The sequence below is a fragment of the Rhodococcus sp. IEGM 1306 genome (assembly GCF_036541985.1).
Taxonomy (GTDB): domain Bacteria; phylum Actinomycetota; class Actinomycetes; order Mycobacteriales; family Mycobacteriaceae; genus Rhodococcus_F; species Rhodococcus_F qingshengii.
The window spans coordinates 542,492-560,568 of the sequence record NZ_JAZHFF010000005.1 but is presented as its reverse complement, the minus strand read 5'-3'; the positions used below and the strand labels follow the sequence as shown (position 1 = coordinate 560,568).

Below are 18,077 nucleotides of genomic sequence, written 5' to 3'. Positions count from 1 at the left end.
CGGCAACAGTGCCGTGTCAGGGCTACCGGGGGAAACAGATGAGTACGCGGTACGTCCGGATTGCCGCAATGGCGGCCGCAGTTACTTTTGCGGCTTCGTGCAGCGGCGGACAGAACCCGGATGATTCGATGCAGACCCCCGCCTTCCCCGACACCAATGTTCCGGTCGCGGAGACTCTCGACGGCCGACTGGCGCAAGCTCAGGTGGCGGCGCTCGGGCGTGGTGCGGACGTCTCCATCGCCGTCCTCGATCGATCCTCGGACAAGTACCTCGATGTTGCCGGCGACCAGCAAATCGAAACTGCCTCAGTCGCAAAACTTTTCATCGCCGAGGATCTACTCCATCAGGACGCTCGCGGCGAGCGGCCCATCACGGACGACGATCGCACCCTCATGGCGGCGATGCTCGAATCCTCCGACGACACCGCAGCCAACCTCCTCTGGGACGAGGTCGGCGGCCAAGAGGTGATCAGCCGCGTCGCCGAGCGTTACGCACTGACCGCGACGACGCCGCCGTGGGACGGTATGTGGTGGAACACCGAAACCACGACACGTGACCTGGTCACCTTCTACAGCGGGATCCTCGACGACTCCGACCAACTCGGACCTGAACGGGTCGAGCAGTTCGTCGAGTACCTGCGGCAATCCACTCCCGAAGGAACCGACGGCTACGACCAGAGGTTCGGCCTGCCCGAGGCCTTGTTCGGCGAGCCGGTCATCGGAGTCAAACAAGGCTGGATGTGCTGTGTCGAGGACAAGTGGATCCATCTGTCCACCGGCATCGTCGGCGACGACAACCGATACATCATCGCGATCGGTTCACGAGAAGACGTCCAGTACACCGACGAGGACAGCTTCTATCCCGACACCTCGTTCACCGATGCCGTCGACGACGAGAGCGCACTGCACGCTCGCGACACGGTCACCGGCGTCACGCAGATCCTCTTCCCGAGCGGAAGCATCGACGACTGGGCGGCGGCATCCACGACCGCGGACTCGGTGATGCCCGAAGCTTCCGGGCCCTGATTCGATCCGCGCGGTCGTGTTCGTCCTCAAGCCTGCTTGTAGTCGAGGACCGAACCGATGACCCGTTCCTGTTGTTCGGACGTGAGCATGGGCCACAGCGGCAGGCGAAGGATCGACGCGGAGAACTCGGCACTACGCACACACGGCTCCGGTGTTCGTCCGTAGCGCACACCGGCCGCACTCGTATCGAGCGGGACGTAGTGAAACGGCGCCACGATTCCGTCAGCGGCAAGATGTCGGATCAACCCGTCTCGACTCTCTTCGGTCGGCATCTTGAGATAGAACAGGTGCGCGGTGTGCTCACGATCATCGGGGACCGACATGGGAACGACACCGTTCTCGGACGCCCACTCGCCCAGACTCACGCTGTAGGCATCCCAGACGCGATGCCTGGCCGCTTGAATCGCGTCGAACTCCGAGAGTTGTGCGTCGAGGACAGCGGCATTGAGTTCACTGGGCAGATAACTCGACCCGATGTCCTGCCACGAATACTTGTCGACCTGGCCGCGTAGGAAACGCGCACGGTCGGTTCCCTTCTCACGGATGATTTCGGCGCGGGTCATCAGCTGATCGTCGGAGAGCAACAGCGCGCCACCCTCGCCGCAATGAACGTTCTTGGTGTCGTGAAAACTCTGCGTACCGATAGTTCCGATGGTGCCGAGCGCCCGCCCACGCCACTTTCCGCCGAGGCCATGGGCGTTGTCTTCGATCAACGCGACGCCGTGGAGTTTTGCGACGTCGAGGAGAGGTTCCATGTCGGCGGCGACTCCGCCGTAATGCATGACCAGTACAGCTTTGGTGCGCTCCGTGATCGCCGCTGCGACGCAGTCGGGATCGATATTGCCGGTACTCGGATCGATGTCGACGAACACAACAGTGGCACCGCGCAACGCGACGGCAGTCGCCGCCGAACTGAACGCGAAGCTCGGAACGATCACCTCGTCGCCAGGTCCCAATTCGAGGAGCAGCGCACCCAATTCGAGTGCATGAGTGCACGAGGTCGTCAGCAGAGCATGCGTGGATCCGGTGATCGCCTTGAGCGCAGCGGTCGCGGACTTGGTGAAGCGTCCGTCACCGTGAATGTGATCGGACTCCAGAACCGTTGCCAGATTCGACAATTCGTTCGATGCCCGATAGGGGCGGGAGAAGATGATGCGATCAGTGCTCACGACTATGCCGATCGATCGAGGTTCCGGGCCGCGGTGAATCGACAGTCAGATACAGCGGCTTTCCGACAAGGACGTGCAGTGCAACACCGAGGTATTCGGCGATGAGACCGAGCGAAAACAGGATCGCACCCGAACAGACCAGCAGCGCCATGATGATCGACGCCCATCCTTCCGGGTCGTTGTTGTCACCGGTCATGGCTTGGATGAAGATCACCGCGGCCATGATCACACCGGCCGACGCCAGAGTGACTCCGAGCAGACTCACCAACCGCAGACCGCGGGTTCCGCTACACAACACCATCTTCCAGAACAACGAGAACAAACGCCGATAGTTGTACCCGGATTCCTCGCGGCCTTCGGCTCGAAGAGTCACCGGCGCCGTGGCCGTGTTGCCGACCACCCACGTCAGCGCGACGTCCAGGTACACGCCATTGGCGGCGACGCCGGCCAACTGTCGGCCGATGTCACCTCGGATCAGGCGGTAACTTTCGAATCTCGTCGAATCAGGGAACGCGAACACCGTCGCCAAGACGATCTTTGCGCCGCGCGATGTCAGGTTCCGCAAGAATCCATGCGGGCGAGTGTTCGTGGGTTTGGAATACACGAGATCGGATCGCTCCGTCAGCGCCGTGTCGAGGAAAGCCCCGATATGCACCGGGTCGTGCTGGCCGTCCTCGTCCATCGTCACGATCCACTGTCCACGGGCAGCGGCCATACCGGCGATAGTCGCCGCGTCCTGGCCGTAGTTGCGACTGAGCCACACGACACGCACCTGATCGAAACGGCGCTCCAATTCGAGCAACACGACGTCGGAACGGTCCGGGCCGTTGTCGTGGACCAGAACGATCTCGTCGACGGTGAACTGCGCACCACCGGGCGTCGAACTCGGCGCGCACAGGCCGTCCAACTCCTCGACGAGCGCCGTGATCGTCTTTTCGCCCTGATAAACGGGCACTACGACGGAAATCGAGTGCACTCGCTTCCACTCCCTTCAGGGGGCTCGACTGGCGCCGAGAGACAGGCACGATCGGGCCCACACCGTCGCGAACTTTAACACGCAGAGGTGTCCGGACTTCGGATGCCGACGGCGCGTGACGCGCTCACGTCTCCGTGCGCCCCACCTGCCCTGTTAAGGTCTGGAACTCGTGGTGGAAACTCGCACTCTCGCCCGGGCAGACGTGTACAAGTGGGGCGCCGTCACGGCGGTCGGTGTCATCGCCGGCTACCTGGCCGTGGTGCTCGCGAACGCTCGTCACTTCTACACCGACGACACCGAGTCCCAGTACGCGCCGCTGTGGGTCATGCTCGGCCGTAGCCTGCGGGACGGCCACCTGCCGGTACTCGTCCCCGAGAACTGGATGGCGGGCAACTACGCGATCGAGGAAGCGGGCCTTCTCAATCCGCCGCAACTTCTGATCGACCTGATCGCACCGTCCTTCGACAACCTCGCGCTGTACGCGACGATCGTGAAGTTGATCTTCGCGATCATCCTTGCGCTGGGCGTCTATCGAATCTGCCTGGAGTACGGCTCGAAGCCCACGTGGGCTGCAGTCGCCGGAGTCTCCATTCCGTTCACCGGGTTCCTCCTGTTCTTCGACTCCGCCAGTTGGATGACAGCCTTCACCGGCACCGCATGGATGGTTCAGGCATGGGCGTCGGCAATCCGCTACGCCCGCGGTAAGAGCGGTCCGATCCCGACCTTCGTGTTCTTGTATCTCGCGATGTCGGTCCAATATGTTTTCCCCGCAGTCGAATCCGGCTTGATGATCGGCGCGGTCGCAATCGGCGAAGTTGTCTATCAACGGCGTTGGTTGCCGTCGCTGCGGCTTCTGGCGGTGTCTGCCTGTGCCGCCCTCGCCGGTCTCGCGACGTATCTACCGAGCCTGCTCACCGCCGACGTCACCTGGCGCGGCGCATCCGAAGTCAAGAACGACGCTTTCCTCGCCGTTCCCTGGTCGGAATCGCTGAACGCGAGCCTGCCGAGCACCATGCCTGCATTCTCCTCGTGGTGGGGATACATCCAGACCATGCCCATGGTCTACATCGCCTGGTTCCTCATACCCGCCCTGGCGTTCATAGACTGGGGCAAGGCACGCGCCGCGGCACGCGAATTGACCGCCGTCGGGATCTTCACGGTCGCCGTCCTCATGTGGACGGCCGGGCCGAGCACGATCGGCCCACTTCGGTGGCCCGCGCGCGTTCTTCCGATGGTGGCCATCGGACTCCTGCTTCTGGTGTGCATCCTGCTCGGGCGTTACGCCACGACCGACAAGTTGCGCGGGCGCGCCGTTGCAGCGGGAATCCTCGTCGGCCTGCTTCTGATCAGGTCCGCCTCGGCAGCCCCCGGGCTCGCGAAATGGCACGTAATCTCAGCCCTGGTCGTTGTCGCACTGGGCGCCGCGATGGTCTGGCTGGGCCGTACGAAGGGCACCGCGCTCGCATGTCTGTTGGCAATCGCCGCGGTCTCCCCCATCGCTTACGCCCAGGTTCGAGCCGCGCAACCGACCCCGATGAGCTGGAACCTGCCCGAATCCCGCTCGGAGATGAAAGAGGCCTTCCCCGACTTCGACGGCACGACACTGCAACTGGGCGACCGTGCGCTCATCGCTCCCGGGGACAAGACCCTCGACGGAGCGTACGGTTCCCTGGCCTTCGGCAACTACCCCAAAGACCTCGAACTGACCTACACCAGCGGCTACACCCCCAACGGGCACTTCTACTTCGGTGATCTGCTCTGCATGCGCTGGGACATGAGCGTCTGCCCCGACGCCTTCCGACGTGCATTCACCGTCGAACCCACCACTGGCCGCACCATCGTCGACCTGATGAACGTGGACCGCGTCGTACTTCAGAACGCCCTCTACCCCGATGCACGCAAGAACCCGGCTCCCGACGGATGGACATGGGTCGACTACCCCGGCCACGAGAACTACATCTCGGTGCTCGAACGCGTCGACGGCCCCGTCTCGACACGCAACGGACGCATCGCCGACGCCCAAGCCGTCGAGGCTGTTTCGACCGGGGAAACGAACATGTCGAGCACCCTTCGTGTCAGTTCGGAGACCGGCGGCAGGGTTGTGTTCGCACGGCTCGGCTGGCCCGGATATCGGGCGAGCCTGGGCGGTCAGTCTGTCCCGATCGACGTCGTCGCGAAGTCCTTTGTCACCGTGGACATTCCCGCCGGGACGAAGGATGCAGAGCTTGTCCTGACGTGGCGCCCGCCGGGTTGGAAGGTCGGCGGCGCTTCGATGGTCGCCGGAATCCTCGGCCTCGGCGTGCTCGAGTGGATGTATCTGCGGACCCGGCGCAAGGACCGGATCGAGATCGTGAAAACCGAGTCTTCATGACCGAAGACATCGCATCACCCGAGAGCCCCGGTCCACTGCTGCGGGTGGTCAAGCATCAGCCCATCGCGTTTGCCATTGTCGGAGTGGCCAATACGGCGATCGGCTACGTGCTCTTCGTGATCTGGTCACTGATCCTCGACAACAAGGATCTGTATCAAGTGGCTGTGATCGGCGCGTACTCGATCAGCGTGCTCATCGCTTTCGTTCTGCATCGGACTCTGGTTTTCCGCGTCCGCGGACATGTCGCACGCGACCTGGGCGCGTTCATCGTCGTCAATTCCGGTGGCCTGGTGCTGAATCTGATACTCGGAACAATCGCGGTGTCGATTCTTCATGCCCCTCCGCTTCCCGCCCAAGCGGTTGTCATGTTGATCGTCGCCGGTGTGAGCTTCTTCGGTCATCGATACTTCTCGTTCCGCCGCAAACCTGCCGAACGGCACTGACCTCCTACGATTCGCGGGGTAACGCTCGATCCACCGCCGCCTCGACGATCGTACGAATATCTTCCTCCCCGAACAGGTTCGGCAATGTGAGTCGATCCAGTACGAGCCAGTTCAGCGACAAATAGAGCAGGCGAACGGTCATCCCATCGCCGGGCACCCCGGATGCCAGGTGATTGGCGACATTGAGGTCGAAGTCTTCTCGGATGCGGACGGTCAAGACCGCTCGCAGGTCCGGTCGACGCGTCGCCTCCAGTCGCAACTCCATGAGCGCGAGGAAACCCGTTCCGAACGAGGTGACCCGCTCGACCACGTCGAGCATGAGCGTCACCAGGCGCTCACGATCGGTGCCGTTGACGGGATCGATCATCCCTGCGAGGTCGTCCGGAATCAGTCGCTCGTAGATCCGGCCACCCGCTTGGGTGAGCAGGTCGTCGCGATTGGAAAAGTAGTTCGACGCTGTCCCGTTCGGCACGGCCGCCTGGGTGTCGACGGCTCGAAAAGTCAAGCCTCGAGCACCCTCTCGGGCCAGCACCTCGATTGCCGCGTCGATCAGGGCAAGCCGACGTTCCGGGTTCTTTCGCACTTGACATCACTCCTGACACGACCCTAAGTTGAACCACTACAAACATAGTACTACGAACGGAGCGTCAAGATGCGAAAGCTTGTGTACTACGTGGGAGCTTCTCTCGACGGCTACATCGCGGGACCAGACGGCGAATTCGATTTCTTTCCGGTATCCGAACAGATCACGGCCTGGATACGCGATCGATATCCCGAGACCGTACCAACGCATGTGCGGACCGCTCTCGGAATCGAGGACGCGCCCAACAGAACCTTCGATACGGTCATCATGGGCCGCGGCTCTTACGAGCCCGGGCTGACCGCCGGCGTGAGAAACCCCTTCGCACACCTGCGCCAGTTCGTCGTCTCCAGCACCCTCCCTGACGCCGAGGATCACGCGGTCACCATCGTTCGCACCGATCCACGTGCGGTCGTCAGATCCCTCAAAGAGGAAGAAGGACAAGATATCTGGCTGTGCGGAGGCGGAACTCTCGCCGGCGAACTACTACCGGAGATCGACGAGTTGATCATCAAGAGGTATCCGGTCGTCGCCGGCGCAGGCATACCGATGATCAGAGGTGACTACGCGCCGACACTGTTCACACCGACTGCAACCGAATCGCTCGACGACGGCGCAAGCATCACCTGGTTGAAGCGAAATACCTAAGGAAGAAGATCCGGTCGACGCTCGGCCGTGCGCTGCAGCGACTGCTCATGGCGCCAAGCCTTGATCTTCGCGTGATCACCGGAAAGCAGAACCGGCGGAACTTCGAGGTCGCGCCACACAGCCGGGCGAGTGTAACTAGGCCCTTCGAGAAGACCGTCGGAGAACGAATCCTCTTGGTGTGACAGCTGATTGCCGAGAACGCCGGGCATCAGTCGCACAACAGCCTCGACCATCACCAGCACGGCTGCTTCACCGCCGATCAGGACGTAATCACCGATGCTGACTTCTTCGACCCTGACCCGCTTGGCGGCGTCGTCGAAAACCCGTTGATCGATACCTTCGTATCGGCCACAGGCGAAGACAAGGTGCTTGGCGGTGGACCAGCGGTGCGCGGTCTCCTGGGTGAACGGAACGCCGGCGGGAGTGGGCACCACCAGAATGGTCTCGGCATCATCCGGGCCGGAAGAATCGGAGCGCCCGATCACGTCGTCCAGTGCCGGACCCCAGACGGTGGGTTTCATGACCATGCCGGGTCCGCCGCCGTACGGAGAATCGTCCACGGCTTTGTGTACGTCATGGGTCCACGACCGAAGATCGTGGACGTCGACCGAGATCAAGCCACGTTCGATTGCCTTGCCCAGCAAGGCAGCACGAAGCGGTTCGAGATACTCGGGAAAAATGGTGACGACGTCGAGACGCATGACAAACGATCAGTCGTTGTCTGAGTTCGAATTGTCACTGTTCGACTTGTCGCCGAAATCCGGGTCGAGCAGTCCCTCGGGAGGGTCGATCACCACGACGCCGTCGGCAATCGACACCGAGGTGACGATGGCGGCGACAAACGGGATCAGCAATTCACCGGACGTCTCACCGGTACGGCGAATCGAAAGCAATTCGCCTGCCGCGGAATGCAATACCTCGATGACCGAACCGACCTCGGTACCGTCGGTGAGGACGACCTTCAACCCTTCGAGTTCGTGATCGTAGAACTCGTCCGGATCATCCGAAGGCTCGAGTTCGGAGCTGTCGATGACGAACAGTGTGCCGCGCAACGCATCTGCGTCGCCGCGGTCACTGACGCCTTCGAGGCGCAGCAAAAGCCGCCCGGAATGATCCCGGGCGGCTTCCACTGTGTACGACTTCAGTGTGGACTCGCGCGGCTTGCGCCCACGCAGCACGGAACCTACGGCAAAACGATCCTCGGGCTCGTCTGTACGAACCTCGACTACCAATTCACCTTTGATGCCATGCGACTTCGCGACACGACCGACTACGAGTTCCACCTGTTTACTGCCGTCTACTGATCGGTGTCGACGACATCAACACGGATACCGCGGCCACCGATGCCGGAGACCAAGGTCCGCAGAGCGGTCGCCGTGCGACCACCCCGACCGATGACCTTGCCGAGATCGTCGGGGTGCACGTGCACCTCGACGGTCCGTCCCCGACGTCCGGTGATCAGCTCGACACGCACATCGTCGGGATTGGCGACGATGCCACGCACGAGATGCTCTACCGCATCAGCGACGACGGCACTCACTTGTCAGCAGCCTCGGCGTCTGCAGCGGGAGCCTCGGCGTCAGCCGCGGTATCTTCTGCCTTGGCCTCGTCAGCCTTTGCAGCCTTCTTCTTCTTGGGGGTGATTGCTTCTGCAACCGGCTCGTTCTCGGCCTGCGCGAGCGCAGCCTGGAAGAGCTCGAGCTTGGTGGGCTTGGCTTCCTTGACGCGCAGGGTGCCTTCGGTGCCTGGCAGGCCCTTGAACTTCTGCCAGTCACCGGTGATCTTGAGGAGTGCCTCGACGGGCTCGGTGGGCTGTGCGCCCACGGACAGCCAGTACTGAGCGCGCTCGGAATCGATGTCGATCAGCGAGGGCTCTTCCTTGGGGTGGTACTTGCCGATGGTCTCGATCGCACGGCCGTCACGACGGGTGCGCGAGTCGGCGATGACAACGCGGTACTGAGCGTTGCGGATCTTGCCGAGGCGGGTGAGCTTGATTTTGACAGCCACAGCTGCAGTTCTCCTTCAGCGCGCACAACAGTGCTGCGCATGTCACGTGCAATTCAGCGACCCACACGATTTGTGAGCCCGGTTTTGCCTCTATCCTGTGACCGTCGCAGCGGTACGTAACCGGTTGCGACGAACAATGGTCCATTGTGCCAGATGGGTGGGCTCGTTCGGAAACCACCCTGTGCGCGCTTCGAGAGTGCGGGGACTCCCTAACCACTCACGGGGGTGCCGCGGAGGATGACACGCGTCGGCTTCGCGAGCACATCGGGGTTTCCGCGCGGATCTTCGGAGTAAACCACCAGGTCGGCGGGCGCTCCTTCCTCGATGCACTGCGCACCCAACCAACTCCGCGCGTCCCAGCTCGCTGCGCCCAACGCCTGGTGAGCTGTCAATCCGGCAACTTCGAGTTCGGCGATCTCGTCGGCGATCCGCCCGTGCCTGATCGATCCGCCTGCGTCCGTTCCGGCATAGATCGGAATCCCGGCCTCGTGAGCGGCACCGATCGTCTGGTGTCGACGAGCGTGCAGATCGCGCATGTGCGCGGCGTAGATCGGATACCGCGTGGCGGAGTCCGCGATCTCGGGGAAAGTAGCGATGTTGATCAGCGTCGGAACCAGGGCCGTGCCGTGAGCGACCATCAACTCGATGGTCGCGTCCGTCAATCCGGTTCCGTGCTCGATGCAGTCGATGCCGGCGTTGATCAGGCCGGGCAGGGCGTCTTCGGCAAAGACGTGAGCGGTGACCTTTGCGCCCTCGGCATGGGCGGCAGCGATGGCCTCGACCAGGATCTCGTCGCTCCACAACGGGGCGAGGTCACCGATGGAACGGTCGATCCAGTCCCCGACGAGCTTGACCCAACCATCACCGGCGCGTGCCTGACGCACTACCTCGGCCGGCAGCTGAGATTCGTCGTCCAGGTCGACCGGCAGGCCCGGGATGTATCGCTTGGGTGCCGCGATGTGCTGGCCTGCGCGAATAATCCGCGGCAGGTCGAGGCGCTCGTCGACGAACCTGGTGTCGACCGGTGATCCGGCGTCGCGGAGCAACAGCACACCCGCGTCACGTTCGGTCTTCGCCTGCCCCAGCAAGCCGTCGACGGTTTCGCCGCCGCCACCGCCGTAGCGGATACCGACGTGACAATGCGCATCCACGAGACCCGCTGTGATCCAACCCGATTCGACGATCGTCTCCGCACCGGACATCGGCTCGAAGGAAATCAGCCCGTCGACGATCCACAATTCGATCGGCTCGGCATCGGGCAGACCGATACCCCGGAGATGAAGCGCAGCCACCGACTACTTCTTGGGCAGCTTGAGCTGGGAGAGATCGATGCCTTCCAGTCCGGGCGGCAACTGATCGAGACCCTTGGGCATGTTCGACAGGTCGGGCATACCGGCCGGCATTCCGCCGGGCATCCCCGGGAATCCGCCCATACCGGGGAATCCTCCGCGCATCTTGGGCTGCGTCGGGCCCTTGCCGCCCTTCTTGCCCTTCTTGCCCTTCTTGCTGCGAACCTGCTTGCGTGCGCCGGGCATGCCCATGCGGCCGGCCATGGCAGCCATCATCTTGCGGGCTTCGAAGAAGCGATCCACCAGCTGGTTGACGTCGGAAACCTTGACGCCCGAACCGTTCGCGATGCGTAGTCGGCGTGAGGCGTTGATGATCTTCGGATCGTCGCGCTCGGCGGGCGTCATACCGCGGATGATTGCCTGAATGCGATCGAGTTGCTTCTCGTCGACGTTGGCAAGCGCGTCCTTCATGCCGCCGGCACCCGGCAACATACCGAGGAGGTTGCCGATCGGGCCCATCTTGCGGACGGCCATCATCTGATCGAGGAAGTCTTCGAGGGTGAGCTGGCCGGAACCGATCTTGGCTGCGGTCGCTTCGGCCTGATCGGCGTCGAAAACCTGCTCGGCCTGCTCGATGAGGCTCAGGACGTCGCCCATGCCGAGGATCCGGCTGGCCATGCGATCGGGGTGGAAGACGTCGAAGTCTTCGAGCTTCTCGCCGGTGGACGCGAAGAGGATCGGCTGGCCGGTGACCTCGCGCACGCTCAGTGCGGCGCCACCGCGGGCATCGCCGTCGAGCTTGGTGAGGACGACGCCGGTGATGCCGACTCCCTCACGGAAAGCGTCGGCAGTGCTGACCGCGTCCTGACCGATCATGGCGTCGAGAACGAAGATGGTCTCGTCCGGGTTGACGGCGTCACGGATACCGGCGGCCTGCGCCATCAACTCCGAGTCGATGCCGAGACGACCGGCGGTGTCGACGATCACGACGTCGTAATGCTTGTTGCGGGCTTCCTCGACACCGGCGCGGGCGACCTCGACGGGGTCGGCTGCGGAAACGCCCAGTGCGTTCTCGCCACCGCCGATGGAGGTGCCGGGATGCGGCGCGAAGACCGCAGCGCCTGCACGCTCACCGACGATCTGGAGCTGAGTGACGGCGCCGGGACGCTGAAGGTCGCAGGCAACGAGAAGGGGTGTGTGCCCCTGATCCTTGAGCCACTTGGCCAACTTTCCGGCCAGCGTGGTCTTACCGGAACCCTGCAGACCGGCCAACATGATGACCGTCGGCGGAGTCTTGGCGAACTGGAGTCGACGGGTTTCGCCGCCGAGAACCTCGACCAGCTCTTCGTTGACGATCTTGACGACCTGCTGCGCCGGGTTCAGTGCACCCGAGACCTCGGCGCCCTTGGCGCGTTCCTTGATCTTGGCGATGAAGCTACGCACTACGGGAAGCGCGACGTCGGCCTCGAGCAGGGCAAGGCGGATCTCGCGGGCCGTAGCGTCGATATCGGCGCCGGACAGACGACCCTTGCCACGCAGATCCTTGAGAGATCCGGTCAATCTGTCGGAAAGGGATTCGAACACCGAGTGCGCTCCTGAAGGTCGTGCGAGTTAGCCGTGGATATTCTCGGGCACCAGCCTAGCCGCTACGCCCGCACCGATCCCAGCCGATGCGGGCGTAACTGCCGAAACCGGTCCGTCAATCCTCTTTCTTCTTCGGTTGTGGCACCGGAACCACCGCCAGCACTGCCTCCTCGACGCGCTCTCGCGCGGCGCGGGTATCTGCCTCACCGAAGTCGAGGCAGAACGCGTCGACCACCGAGGAACCCAACGTGGCGACCTTCGCCCATCGGATGTCGGCACCACTGTGTTCGAGTGCTGCGGCCAGTCGGCAGAGCAGGCCGACGCGGTCCTCGGTACGCAATTCGAGGATCGCGTGACCGTCACCGGGCGCGTCGAACCAGATGACCCGCGGCGGCGCCTGCGAATAGAGCACCGGAACCGCCGAATCCTTGTTGGTCTGGATCGGGTCGTCCCACTGCTCCGCCCGTGCCTCCTCGTCCTTGGCGTCGAGAAGTTCGAGCAGATTCAGCTCTCCGGCCGAAGCCCGGATCAATTCCTGCCTGAGCAACACCGCCTGCGGAGGTGTGCCGAATCTCGGCGTGACGACAAACGAGTTGACCGCCGAACCCGCATGCGACCCCAGCGATGCGGAATGCACCCGCAACGACTGCAGCGCCAGAACTCCGGCAGCCCGAGACAGCAGTCCGGGAGCGTCGGGCGCGATGACCGTCACGACGTAGGTGTGCGGATTCTCGGCCGGCACGAGCGAGACGTGAACCCCGCCCTCCTCGGCGATGGCCAACTGCTCGGGAGCGAGTGGATCGGGTTGTGGGAGGTCCTCCCCCGCCATCAGCAAACGGCATCGACGCACGAGCTCACCGATCAGCGACGACTTCCAGTCGCCCCAGACGCCAGGCCCGGTGGCCAGCGAATCCGCCTCAGCCAACGAATGCAGGAGATCGAGGAGCGTCCCGTCCCCTTCGAGTGCGTCGACCACTCGCTGCACGGTTGCCGGATCGTCGAGGTCGCGACGGGTCGCGGTTTCCGGCAGCAGCAAGTGATAGCGCACCATCGCCGTCAACGTCGCGACGTCGGAAGGCCAGAGCCCCAAACGATTTCCGATCGCGGTGGCCAATTCGGCGCCGACGACGCTGTGGTCTCCCCCTCGCCCCTTGCCGATGTCGTGGATCAACGCACCGAGCATGAGCAGGTCCGGCCGGGCGACGCGCGTGGTGAATCCGCTTGCATAAGCGGCAGTTTCGACGAGGTGGCGATCCACCGTCCACGTATGGACGGCGTCGCGCGGCGGAAGATCGCGAATGGTGCCCCACTCCGGCAGTAGTCGACCCCAGAGCCCGGTCCGGTCCATCGCCTCGATCACCGGAACGGCACGCGATCCCGAACCGAGCACGACCAGGAGATCGTTGACCGCATTCTTCGGCCACGGCTCGCGCAATTCCGGGGCATTGTCGGCCAGGCGGTTGAGAGTCGACGCGGAGATGGGCATGCCGTTGGTGGCCGCCGCTGCCGCGACCCGCATCACCAGACCGGGATCCTTCTTCGGTCTCGCATCGCGCGCCAGAACAACTTCGCCGGCATGCTCGACGACCCCCTCGTCCAGCGGCCGCCGCACCGGCGCGCGACGCAGCCGCGACAAACCACGCCGGGGCAAGGAGTTTCCGGCGGTACGGATACCGACGTCCACCGAATAGCTGATGGTGCGCGCCGATTCGCTGAGAAGGCGTGCCAGGTCGAATCGATCACCGATCCGCAGCGCCGCACCGATTTCGTCGGCGTCCTGCGCTCGCAGTTGATCGCGGGCGCGACCGGCAACGCGGTGAAGTTCGGTGCGCACGTCGAGCAACCGCCTGTGCGCAAGTGCCAGACCGCCGCCGGGCGAATTGGGTCCCAGCCCCGGCATCCCGTCGGTCAATTGCGCGATGGACAGGGCGTTGAGCAGTTGGACGTCACGCAGTCCGCCACGTCCGCTCTTGAGATCGGGTTCGGCGCGATGGGCGATCTCGCCGCTGCGCTCCCACCTCGTACGGGTCTGGGTGATCAGTTCGTCGAATCGGCTGCGGATGTCCATTCGCCACTGTCGACGGACACCACTGATCAACAGGTTGCTCAGTTCCACATCGCCGGCAATGTGGCGTGCTTCGAGCATTCCGAGTGCCGCCGTCATGTCGGTAGCCGCAACCTGAAGCGCCTGCGGAAGCGTCCGCACGCTGTGGTCGAGTTTGATGTGCGCGTCCCACAGCGGGTACCACAGGCTGTCCGCGACCTGGGCCACGACCGCTGGGTCCATGTCGTCGTGCAGCAAAATCAGATCGAGATCGGAATACGGCAACAGTTCGCGTCGGCCCAGACCACCCACGGCGACGATGGCGAACCCACAATCCGGTTTGATGCCCAGTTCGGTCCCCTTGGTGGTCAACCAGAATTCGTGCAGATCGACCAGTGCATGTCGCAGCGAGGGGGCGTCGAGCCTCCTGTTCTTGACGCCTCCGGTGAGTAGGGCCTTGCGTGCGCGGGCCAGGTCCGCAGCTTCGTCGGATCCCCCTGACGAGACCGGCCCTGGCCCCGTCGCTTTCGCGACGGAACCAGGGCCGAAGTTCTCGGACCCTTTCGGGTCAGAGTGCATCGCCACCGCGTTCCCCGGTGCGAACCCGGATGACCGACTCGACTGGCGAGACCCACACCTTGCCGTCGCCGATCTTGCCGGTTCGAGCGGCCTCGACGATCACCTCGACCACCTTGTCCACGGCCGCGTCGTCGACGACGACCTCCACCCGGACCTTGGGTACGAAGTCCACGGAGTACTCCGCGCCTCGGTACACCTCGGTGTGACCCTTCTGTCGGCCGTAGCCCTGAACTTCGCTGACTGTCATTCCCAGCACTCCGGCCTGCTCGAGTCCGGTCTTGACGTCCTCGAGCGTGAACGGCTTGACGATTGCTGTGATCAGCTTCATGTGCTCATCCCTTTCCAAACTCTGAAGTGCCTGAATTCACTTTAATCACGTGCTGATCACGCGAGGTCGTATGCGGTCTCTGCGTGTTCGGTCTCATCGATGCCGCGTGCCTCGTCCTCGGCCGAGATTCGCCAGCCCAGGGGCTTGAGTGCGAAGCCGATGATCGTCGTCAGGACGCCGGTGAAGACGAGTGCTGCGAGTGCGATCACGATCTGAACCACCAGTTGCTTGTAGTCGCCGCCGTAGAAGAGGCCGGTTGCGGTGCCGAAGAATCCGATACCGATCGTGCCCCACAGGCCGGAGACGAGGTGAACGCCGACGACGTCGAGCGAGTCGTCGAAGCCGAAGCGGAACTTCAGGCCGACTGCGAGAGCGGACAGGATGCCGGCTACGGCGCCGAGGAAGATGGAACCGACCGGGTTGAGCGCACCGGCAGCAGGGGTGATGGCGACCAGACCGGCGACCGCACCGGAAGCTGCGCCGAGGCTGGTGGCGTGACCGTCACGAATACGCTCGGTGGCGAGCCAGGCCAGGACTGCGGCACACGTCGCGGTGGTCGTGTTGACCCAGGCGAGACCGGCGTTTCCGTCGGCGGCGAATGCCGAGCCGGCGTTGAAGCCGAACCAACCGAACCAGAGCAGTGCGGCGCCGAGCATCACGAAGGGCAGGTTGTGCGGACGGAAGGCGGTCTTGCCGAAGCCGAGACGCTTGCCGACGATGAGAGCGAGGACCAGACCGGCCATACCCGCGTTGATGTGAACGACTGTGCCACCGGCGAAGTCGATCGGAGCGACGTTGGCGACGGTGACTCCGTCGTCGTTGACCGTGGTGCCGAAGAGCTTTGCCGCGATGCCGTCCTCGGAGCCCGAAAGGAGTCCGCCGCCCCACACCATGTGTGCGAGGGGGAAGTAGACGACGGTGACCCAGATACCCGAGAACAGGAGCCAGGTGCCGAACTTGACTCGCTCGGCCAGGGCGCCACTGATGAGGGCGGTGGTGATGATCGCGAACGTCACCTGGAACGCGATGTCGATGACGTTGGGGTAGCCCCAGGCGCCGGCGATGAAGTTGCCGTCAGCATCGGTGATGCTGTTCTTGAGACCGAAGAACTCGAACGGGTTGGCAAAAATGCCCCCGATGTTCTCGGTGCCGTAGGACATCGACCATCCCCACAGAACGTAGATGACGCCGATGACGGCCATTGCCCCGAAGGACATCATCATCATGTTCAGGACGGACTTGGACCGAGACATCCCGCCGTAGAAGAAAGCGAGGCCGGGTGTCATCAGCAAGACCAGAGATGCAGCCATCAGCATCCATGCGGCGTTACCGGAGTTCGCCAACAAATCGTCGGTACTCACTTACTACCTCCTAGTCGCACGTGCCGGGCAGCACGTCGTTAAGGAGAAGAGTGCTGGGCTGGTGTTTCGTCCATGGCGCTGTCGCGTTTCGCAGACGTGAACCAATTGCCCAACTTTGTTGCAAACAGGTTTCGCCAGGGGGTTCTACGCCCCCAGTGCGCCTTTTCGGTGGTTCGCGCTTCCGAAAAGGCGCACCGCGGCGTCAGCCCAGCAGGGCGTCGACGAACGCACCCGGCTCGAACGGCGCCAGATCGTCGGCGCCTTCACCGAGACCGACCAACTTCACCGGCACACCCAGTTCATGCTGAACCTGGAAGACGATTCCGCCCTTGGCAGTTCCGTCCAGCTTGGTCAGTACGACGCCGGTGATGTCCACGACCTCCGCGAACACTCGTGCCTGCGCGAGTCCGTTCTGGCCGACCGTCGCATCGAGAACCAGCAGAACGTCGTCGACCGAGGCCTTCTTCTCGATGACCCGCTTGACCTTGCCGAGCTCGTCCATCAGACCGGTCTTGGTGTGAAGGCGGCCGGCGGTGTCGATGAGGACCACGTCGACGCCGTCCGCGATGCCCCGTGAGACCGCGTCGAAGGCAATCGCAGCGGGATCTCCACCCTCCTTGCCACGAACAACTTCAGCGCCGACACGCTCGGCCCACGTCTGGAGCTGATCAGCAGCGGCGGCGCGGAACGTGTCCGCGGCACCGAGCACGACGCGACGACCGTCGGCGACGAGCACGCGAGCCAGCTTGCCGGTTGTGGTGGTCTTTCCCGTCCCGTTGACGCCGACGACGAGCAGAACAGCCGGGTGATCGTCGTGCGGCAACGCGCGAATGGAGCGGTCCAGCTCGGGACGCAGTTCGGCGATCAACACCTCACGCAGCAGGGCGCGGGCGGCAGCCTCGGTCCGGACGCTGCGGGCCGCCATCTGCTCACGAAGCTTCGTGACGACCTTTTCCGTTGTCGCGGAACCGAGGTCCGCGATGAGGAGGGTGTCCTCGACTTCTTCCCACGAATCCTCGTCCAGATCGCCGCCACCGAGCAGACCCAGCAAGCTCTTGCCGACTGCCGACTGCGAGCGAGAGAGGCGCCCGCGCAGTCGGTCCAGCCGACCCTCCGTCGGGTCGATCTCGTCCAGTACGCGCGGTGCTGGCTCGACGGTTTCGGGAACGACAACGGGCTCGGGAACGACAACAGGTTCGGGAACGACAACAGGCTCGGGAACGACAACAGGTTCTTCGACAACCGGTTCTGCTACCGGTGCCTCTTCTACAACCGGCTCCTCGACAACCGGCTCCTCGACGACGGCCGGCTTCTCCGCAACAGGTTCTTCGACAACCGGTTCCGCGACAGCTGGTTCCTCGATAACCGGTTCTTCGACGACCGGTTCATCGACGACCGGCTTTTCGACGACGGGCGGCTTCTCCGCCACCGGAGGTGCCGGAACCACCGGAGGTGGCGCCGTTGCCGTCGACCCCTGACTGAAGTTGAACCCGCCGCCGGCCTTGTAGCCGCCTGACTTGTCCCTCTCGGGGGCGCCGAGCTCCGGCTTCGTCTCGGGCGCCTTCAGCGAAACCTGCCCCTTGCGGTAGCGCAGGAATCCGGCAACGAGAACGACGAGTAGTACGGCCGCTACAGCCGCGATGATGATCCAAGCCTGGGTAGTCACCGGCCCA

17 protein-coding genes are annotated in these 18,077 nt (G+C 63.6%); 4 read left to right on the top strand and 13 right to left on the bottom strand.

What is annotated here, in order from left to right:
- The first annotated feature begins 38 nt into the window (after positions 1–38).
- Positions 39–1,025: a serine hydrolase gene (locus V3587_RS18095; RefSeq protein ID WP_283377074.1), complete on the top strand. Its 987-nt coding sequence runs from the start codon at positions 39–41 to the stop codon at positions 1,023–1,025.
- A 26-nt stretch (positions 1,026–1,051) separates the two neighbouring features.
- Here V3587_RS18095 and rffA read toward each other — a convergent pair whose 3' ends face one another.
- Complete coding sequence (gene rffA, locus V3587_RS18090) at positions 1,052–2,194, bottom strand: dTDP-4-amino-4,6-dideoxygalactose transaminase (protein WP_235171979.1); 1,143 nt, start codon at positions 2,192–2,194, stop codon at positions 1,052–1,054.
- Positions 2,184–3,170: a glycosyltransferase gene (locus V3587_RS18085; RefSeq protein ID WP_124566309.1), complete on the bottom strand. Its 987-nt coding sequence runs from the start codon at positions 3,168–3,170 to the stop codon at positions 2,184–2,186. Before V3587_RS18085 ends, rffA begins: the two co-directional genes overlap by 11 nt.
- 172 nt (positions 3,171–3,342) lie before the next feature.
- On the opposite strand from V3587_RS18085, the gene V3587_RS18080 reads away from it, so the two are divergent.
- Both V3587_RS18080 and V3587_RS18075 read left to right on the top strand, forming a co-directional pair.
- The gene (locus tag V3587_RS18080; protein ID WP_283377073.1) at positions 3,343–5,541 is read left to right on the top strand and encodes a hypothetical protein; all 2,199 of its coding nucleotides are present in this window, start codon (positions 3,343–3,345) and stop codon (positions 5,539–5,541) included.
- Positions 5,538–5,984 (top strand): GtrA family protein, encoded by a 447-nt coding sequence (locus V3587_RS18075; RefSeq protein ID WP_283377072.1) that lies wholly within the window; start codon positions 5,538–5,540, stop codon positions 5,982–5,984. Before V3587_RS18080 ends, V3587_RS18075 begins: the two co-directional genes overlap by 4 nt.
- Before the next feature lie 4 nt (positions 5,985–5,988).
- On the opposite strand, the gene V3587_RS18070 is transcribed toward V3587_RS18075, so the two are convergent.
- Complete coding sequence (locus V3587_RS18070; RefSeq protein ID WP_283377071.1) at positions 5,989–6,567, bottom strand: TetR/AcrR family transcriptional regulator; 579 nt, start codon at positions 6,565–6,567, stop codon at positions 5,989–5,991.
- A 69-nt stretch (positions 6,568–6,636) separates the two neighbouring features.
- On the opposite strand from V3587_RS18070, the gene V3587_RS18065 reads away from it, so the two are divergent.
- The gene (locus V3587_RS18065; RefSeq protein WP_283377070.1) at positions 6,637–7,212 is read left to right on the top strand and encodes a dihydrofolate reductase family protein; all 576 of its coding nucleotides are present in this window, start codon (positions 6,637–6,639) and stop codon (positions 7,210–7,212) included.
- On the opposite strand, the gene trmD is transcribed toward V3587_RS18065, so the two are convergent.
- The 10 genes from trmD to ftsY form a co-directional block, all read right to left on the bottom strand.
- Positions 7,209–7,913 (bottom strand): tRNA (guanosine(37)-N1)-methyltransferase TrmD, encoded by a 705-nt coding sequence (trmD, locus tag V3587_RS18060; RefSeq protein WP_095969235.1) that lies wholly within the window; start codon positions 7,911–7,913, stop codon positions 7,209–7,211. The genes V3587_RS18065 and trmD overlap by 4 nt on opposite strands.
- 9 nt (positions 7,914–7,922) lie before the next feature.
- A complete protein-coding gene (gene rimM, locus V3587_RS18055) occupies positions 7,923–8,495 on the bottom strand; it encodes a ribosome maturation factor RimM (RefSeq protein WP_283377069.1) in 573 nt (190 codons plus the stop codon).
- Between the two features lie 14 nt (positions 8,496–8,509).
- Positions 8,510–8,752, bottom strand: coding sequence for an RNA-binding protein (locus V3587_RS18050; protein WP_003939023.1), 243 nt, complete (start codon positions 8,750–8,752; stop codon positions 8,510–8,512).
- A complete protein-coding gene (gene rpsP, locus V3587_RS18045; protein WP_003942818.1) occupies positions 8,749–9,219 on the bottom strand; it encodes a 30S ribosomal protein S16 in 471 nt (156 codons plus the stop codon). Before rpsP ends, V3587_RS18050 begins: the two co-directional genes overlap by 4 nt.
- A gap of 209 nt (positions 9,220–9,428) precedes the next feature.
- Complete coding sequence (locus tag V3587_RS18040; RefSeq protein WP_283377068.1) at positions 9,429–10,511, bottom strand: amidohydrolase family protein; 1,083 nt, start codon at positions 10,509–10,511, stop codon at positions 9,429–9,431.
- A gap of 3 nt (positions 10,512–10,514) precedes the next feature.
- A complete protein-coding gene (gene ffh / locus V3587_RS18035; protein ID WP_003942713.1) occupies positions 10,515–12,092 on the bottom strand; it encodes a signal recognition particle protein in 1,578 nt (525 codons plus the stop codon).
- 115 nt (positions 12,093–12,207) lie between these two features.
- On the bottom strand, positions 12,208–14,715 hold the full coding sequence (locus V3587_RS18030) for a [protein-PII] uridylyltransferase (protein WP_095969233.1): 2,508 nt from the start codon (positions 14,713–14,715) through the stop codon (positions 12,208–12,210).
- On the bottom strand, positions 14,705–15,043 hold the full coding sequence (locus V3587_RS18025; RefSeq protein ID WP_003942772.1) for a P-II family nitrogen regulator: 339 nt from the start codon (positions 15,041–15,043) through the stop codon (positions 14,705–14,707). Before V3587_RS18025 ends, V3587_RS18030 begins: the two co-directional genes overlap by 11 nt.
- 56 nt (positions 15,044–15,099) lie before the next feature.
- Positions 15,100–16,359, bottom strand: coding sequence for an ammonium transporter (locus V3587_RS18020; RefSeq protein WP_042450902.1), 1,260 nt, complete (start codon positions 16,357–16,359; stop codon positions 15,100–15,102).
- A 247-nt stretch (positions 16,360–16,606) separates the two neighbouring features.
- Positions 16,607–18,070 carry a signal recognition particle-docking protein FtsY gene (gene ftsY, locus V3587_RS18015; protein ID WP_283377067.1) on the bottom strand — a complete coding sequence of 488 codons (1,464 nt, stop codon included), beginning with the start codon at positions 18,068–18,070 and terminating at the stop codon, positions 16,607–16,609.
- Positions 18,071–18,077 lie beyond the last annotated feature (7 nt).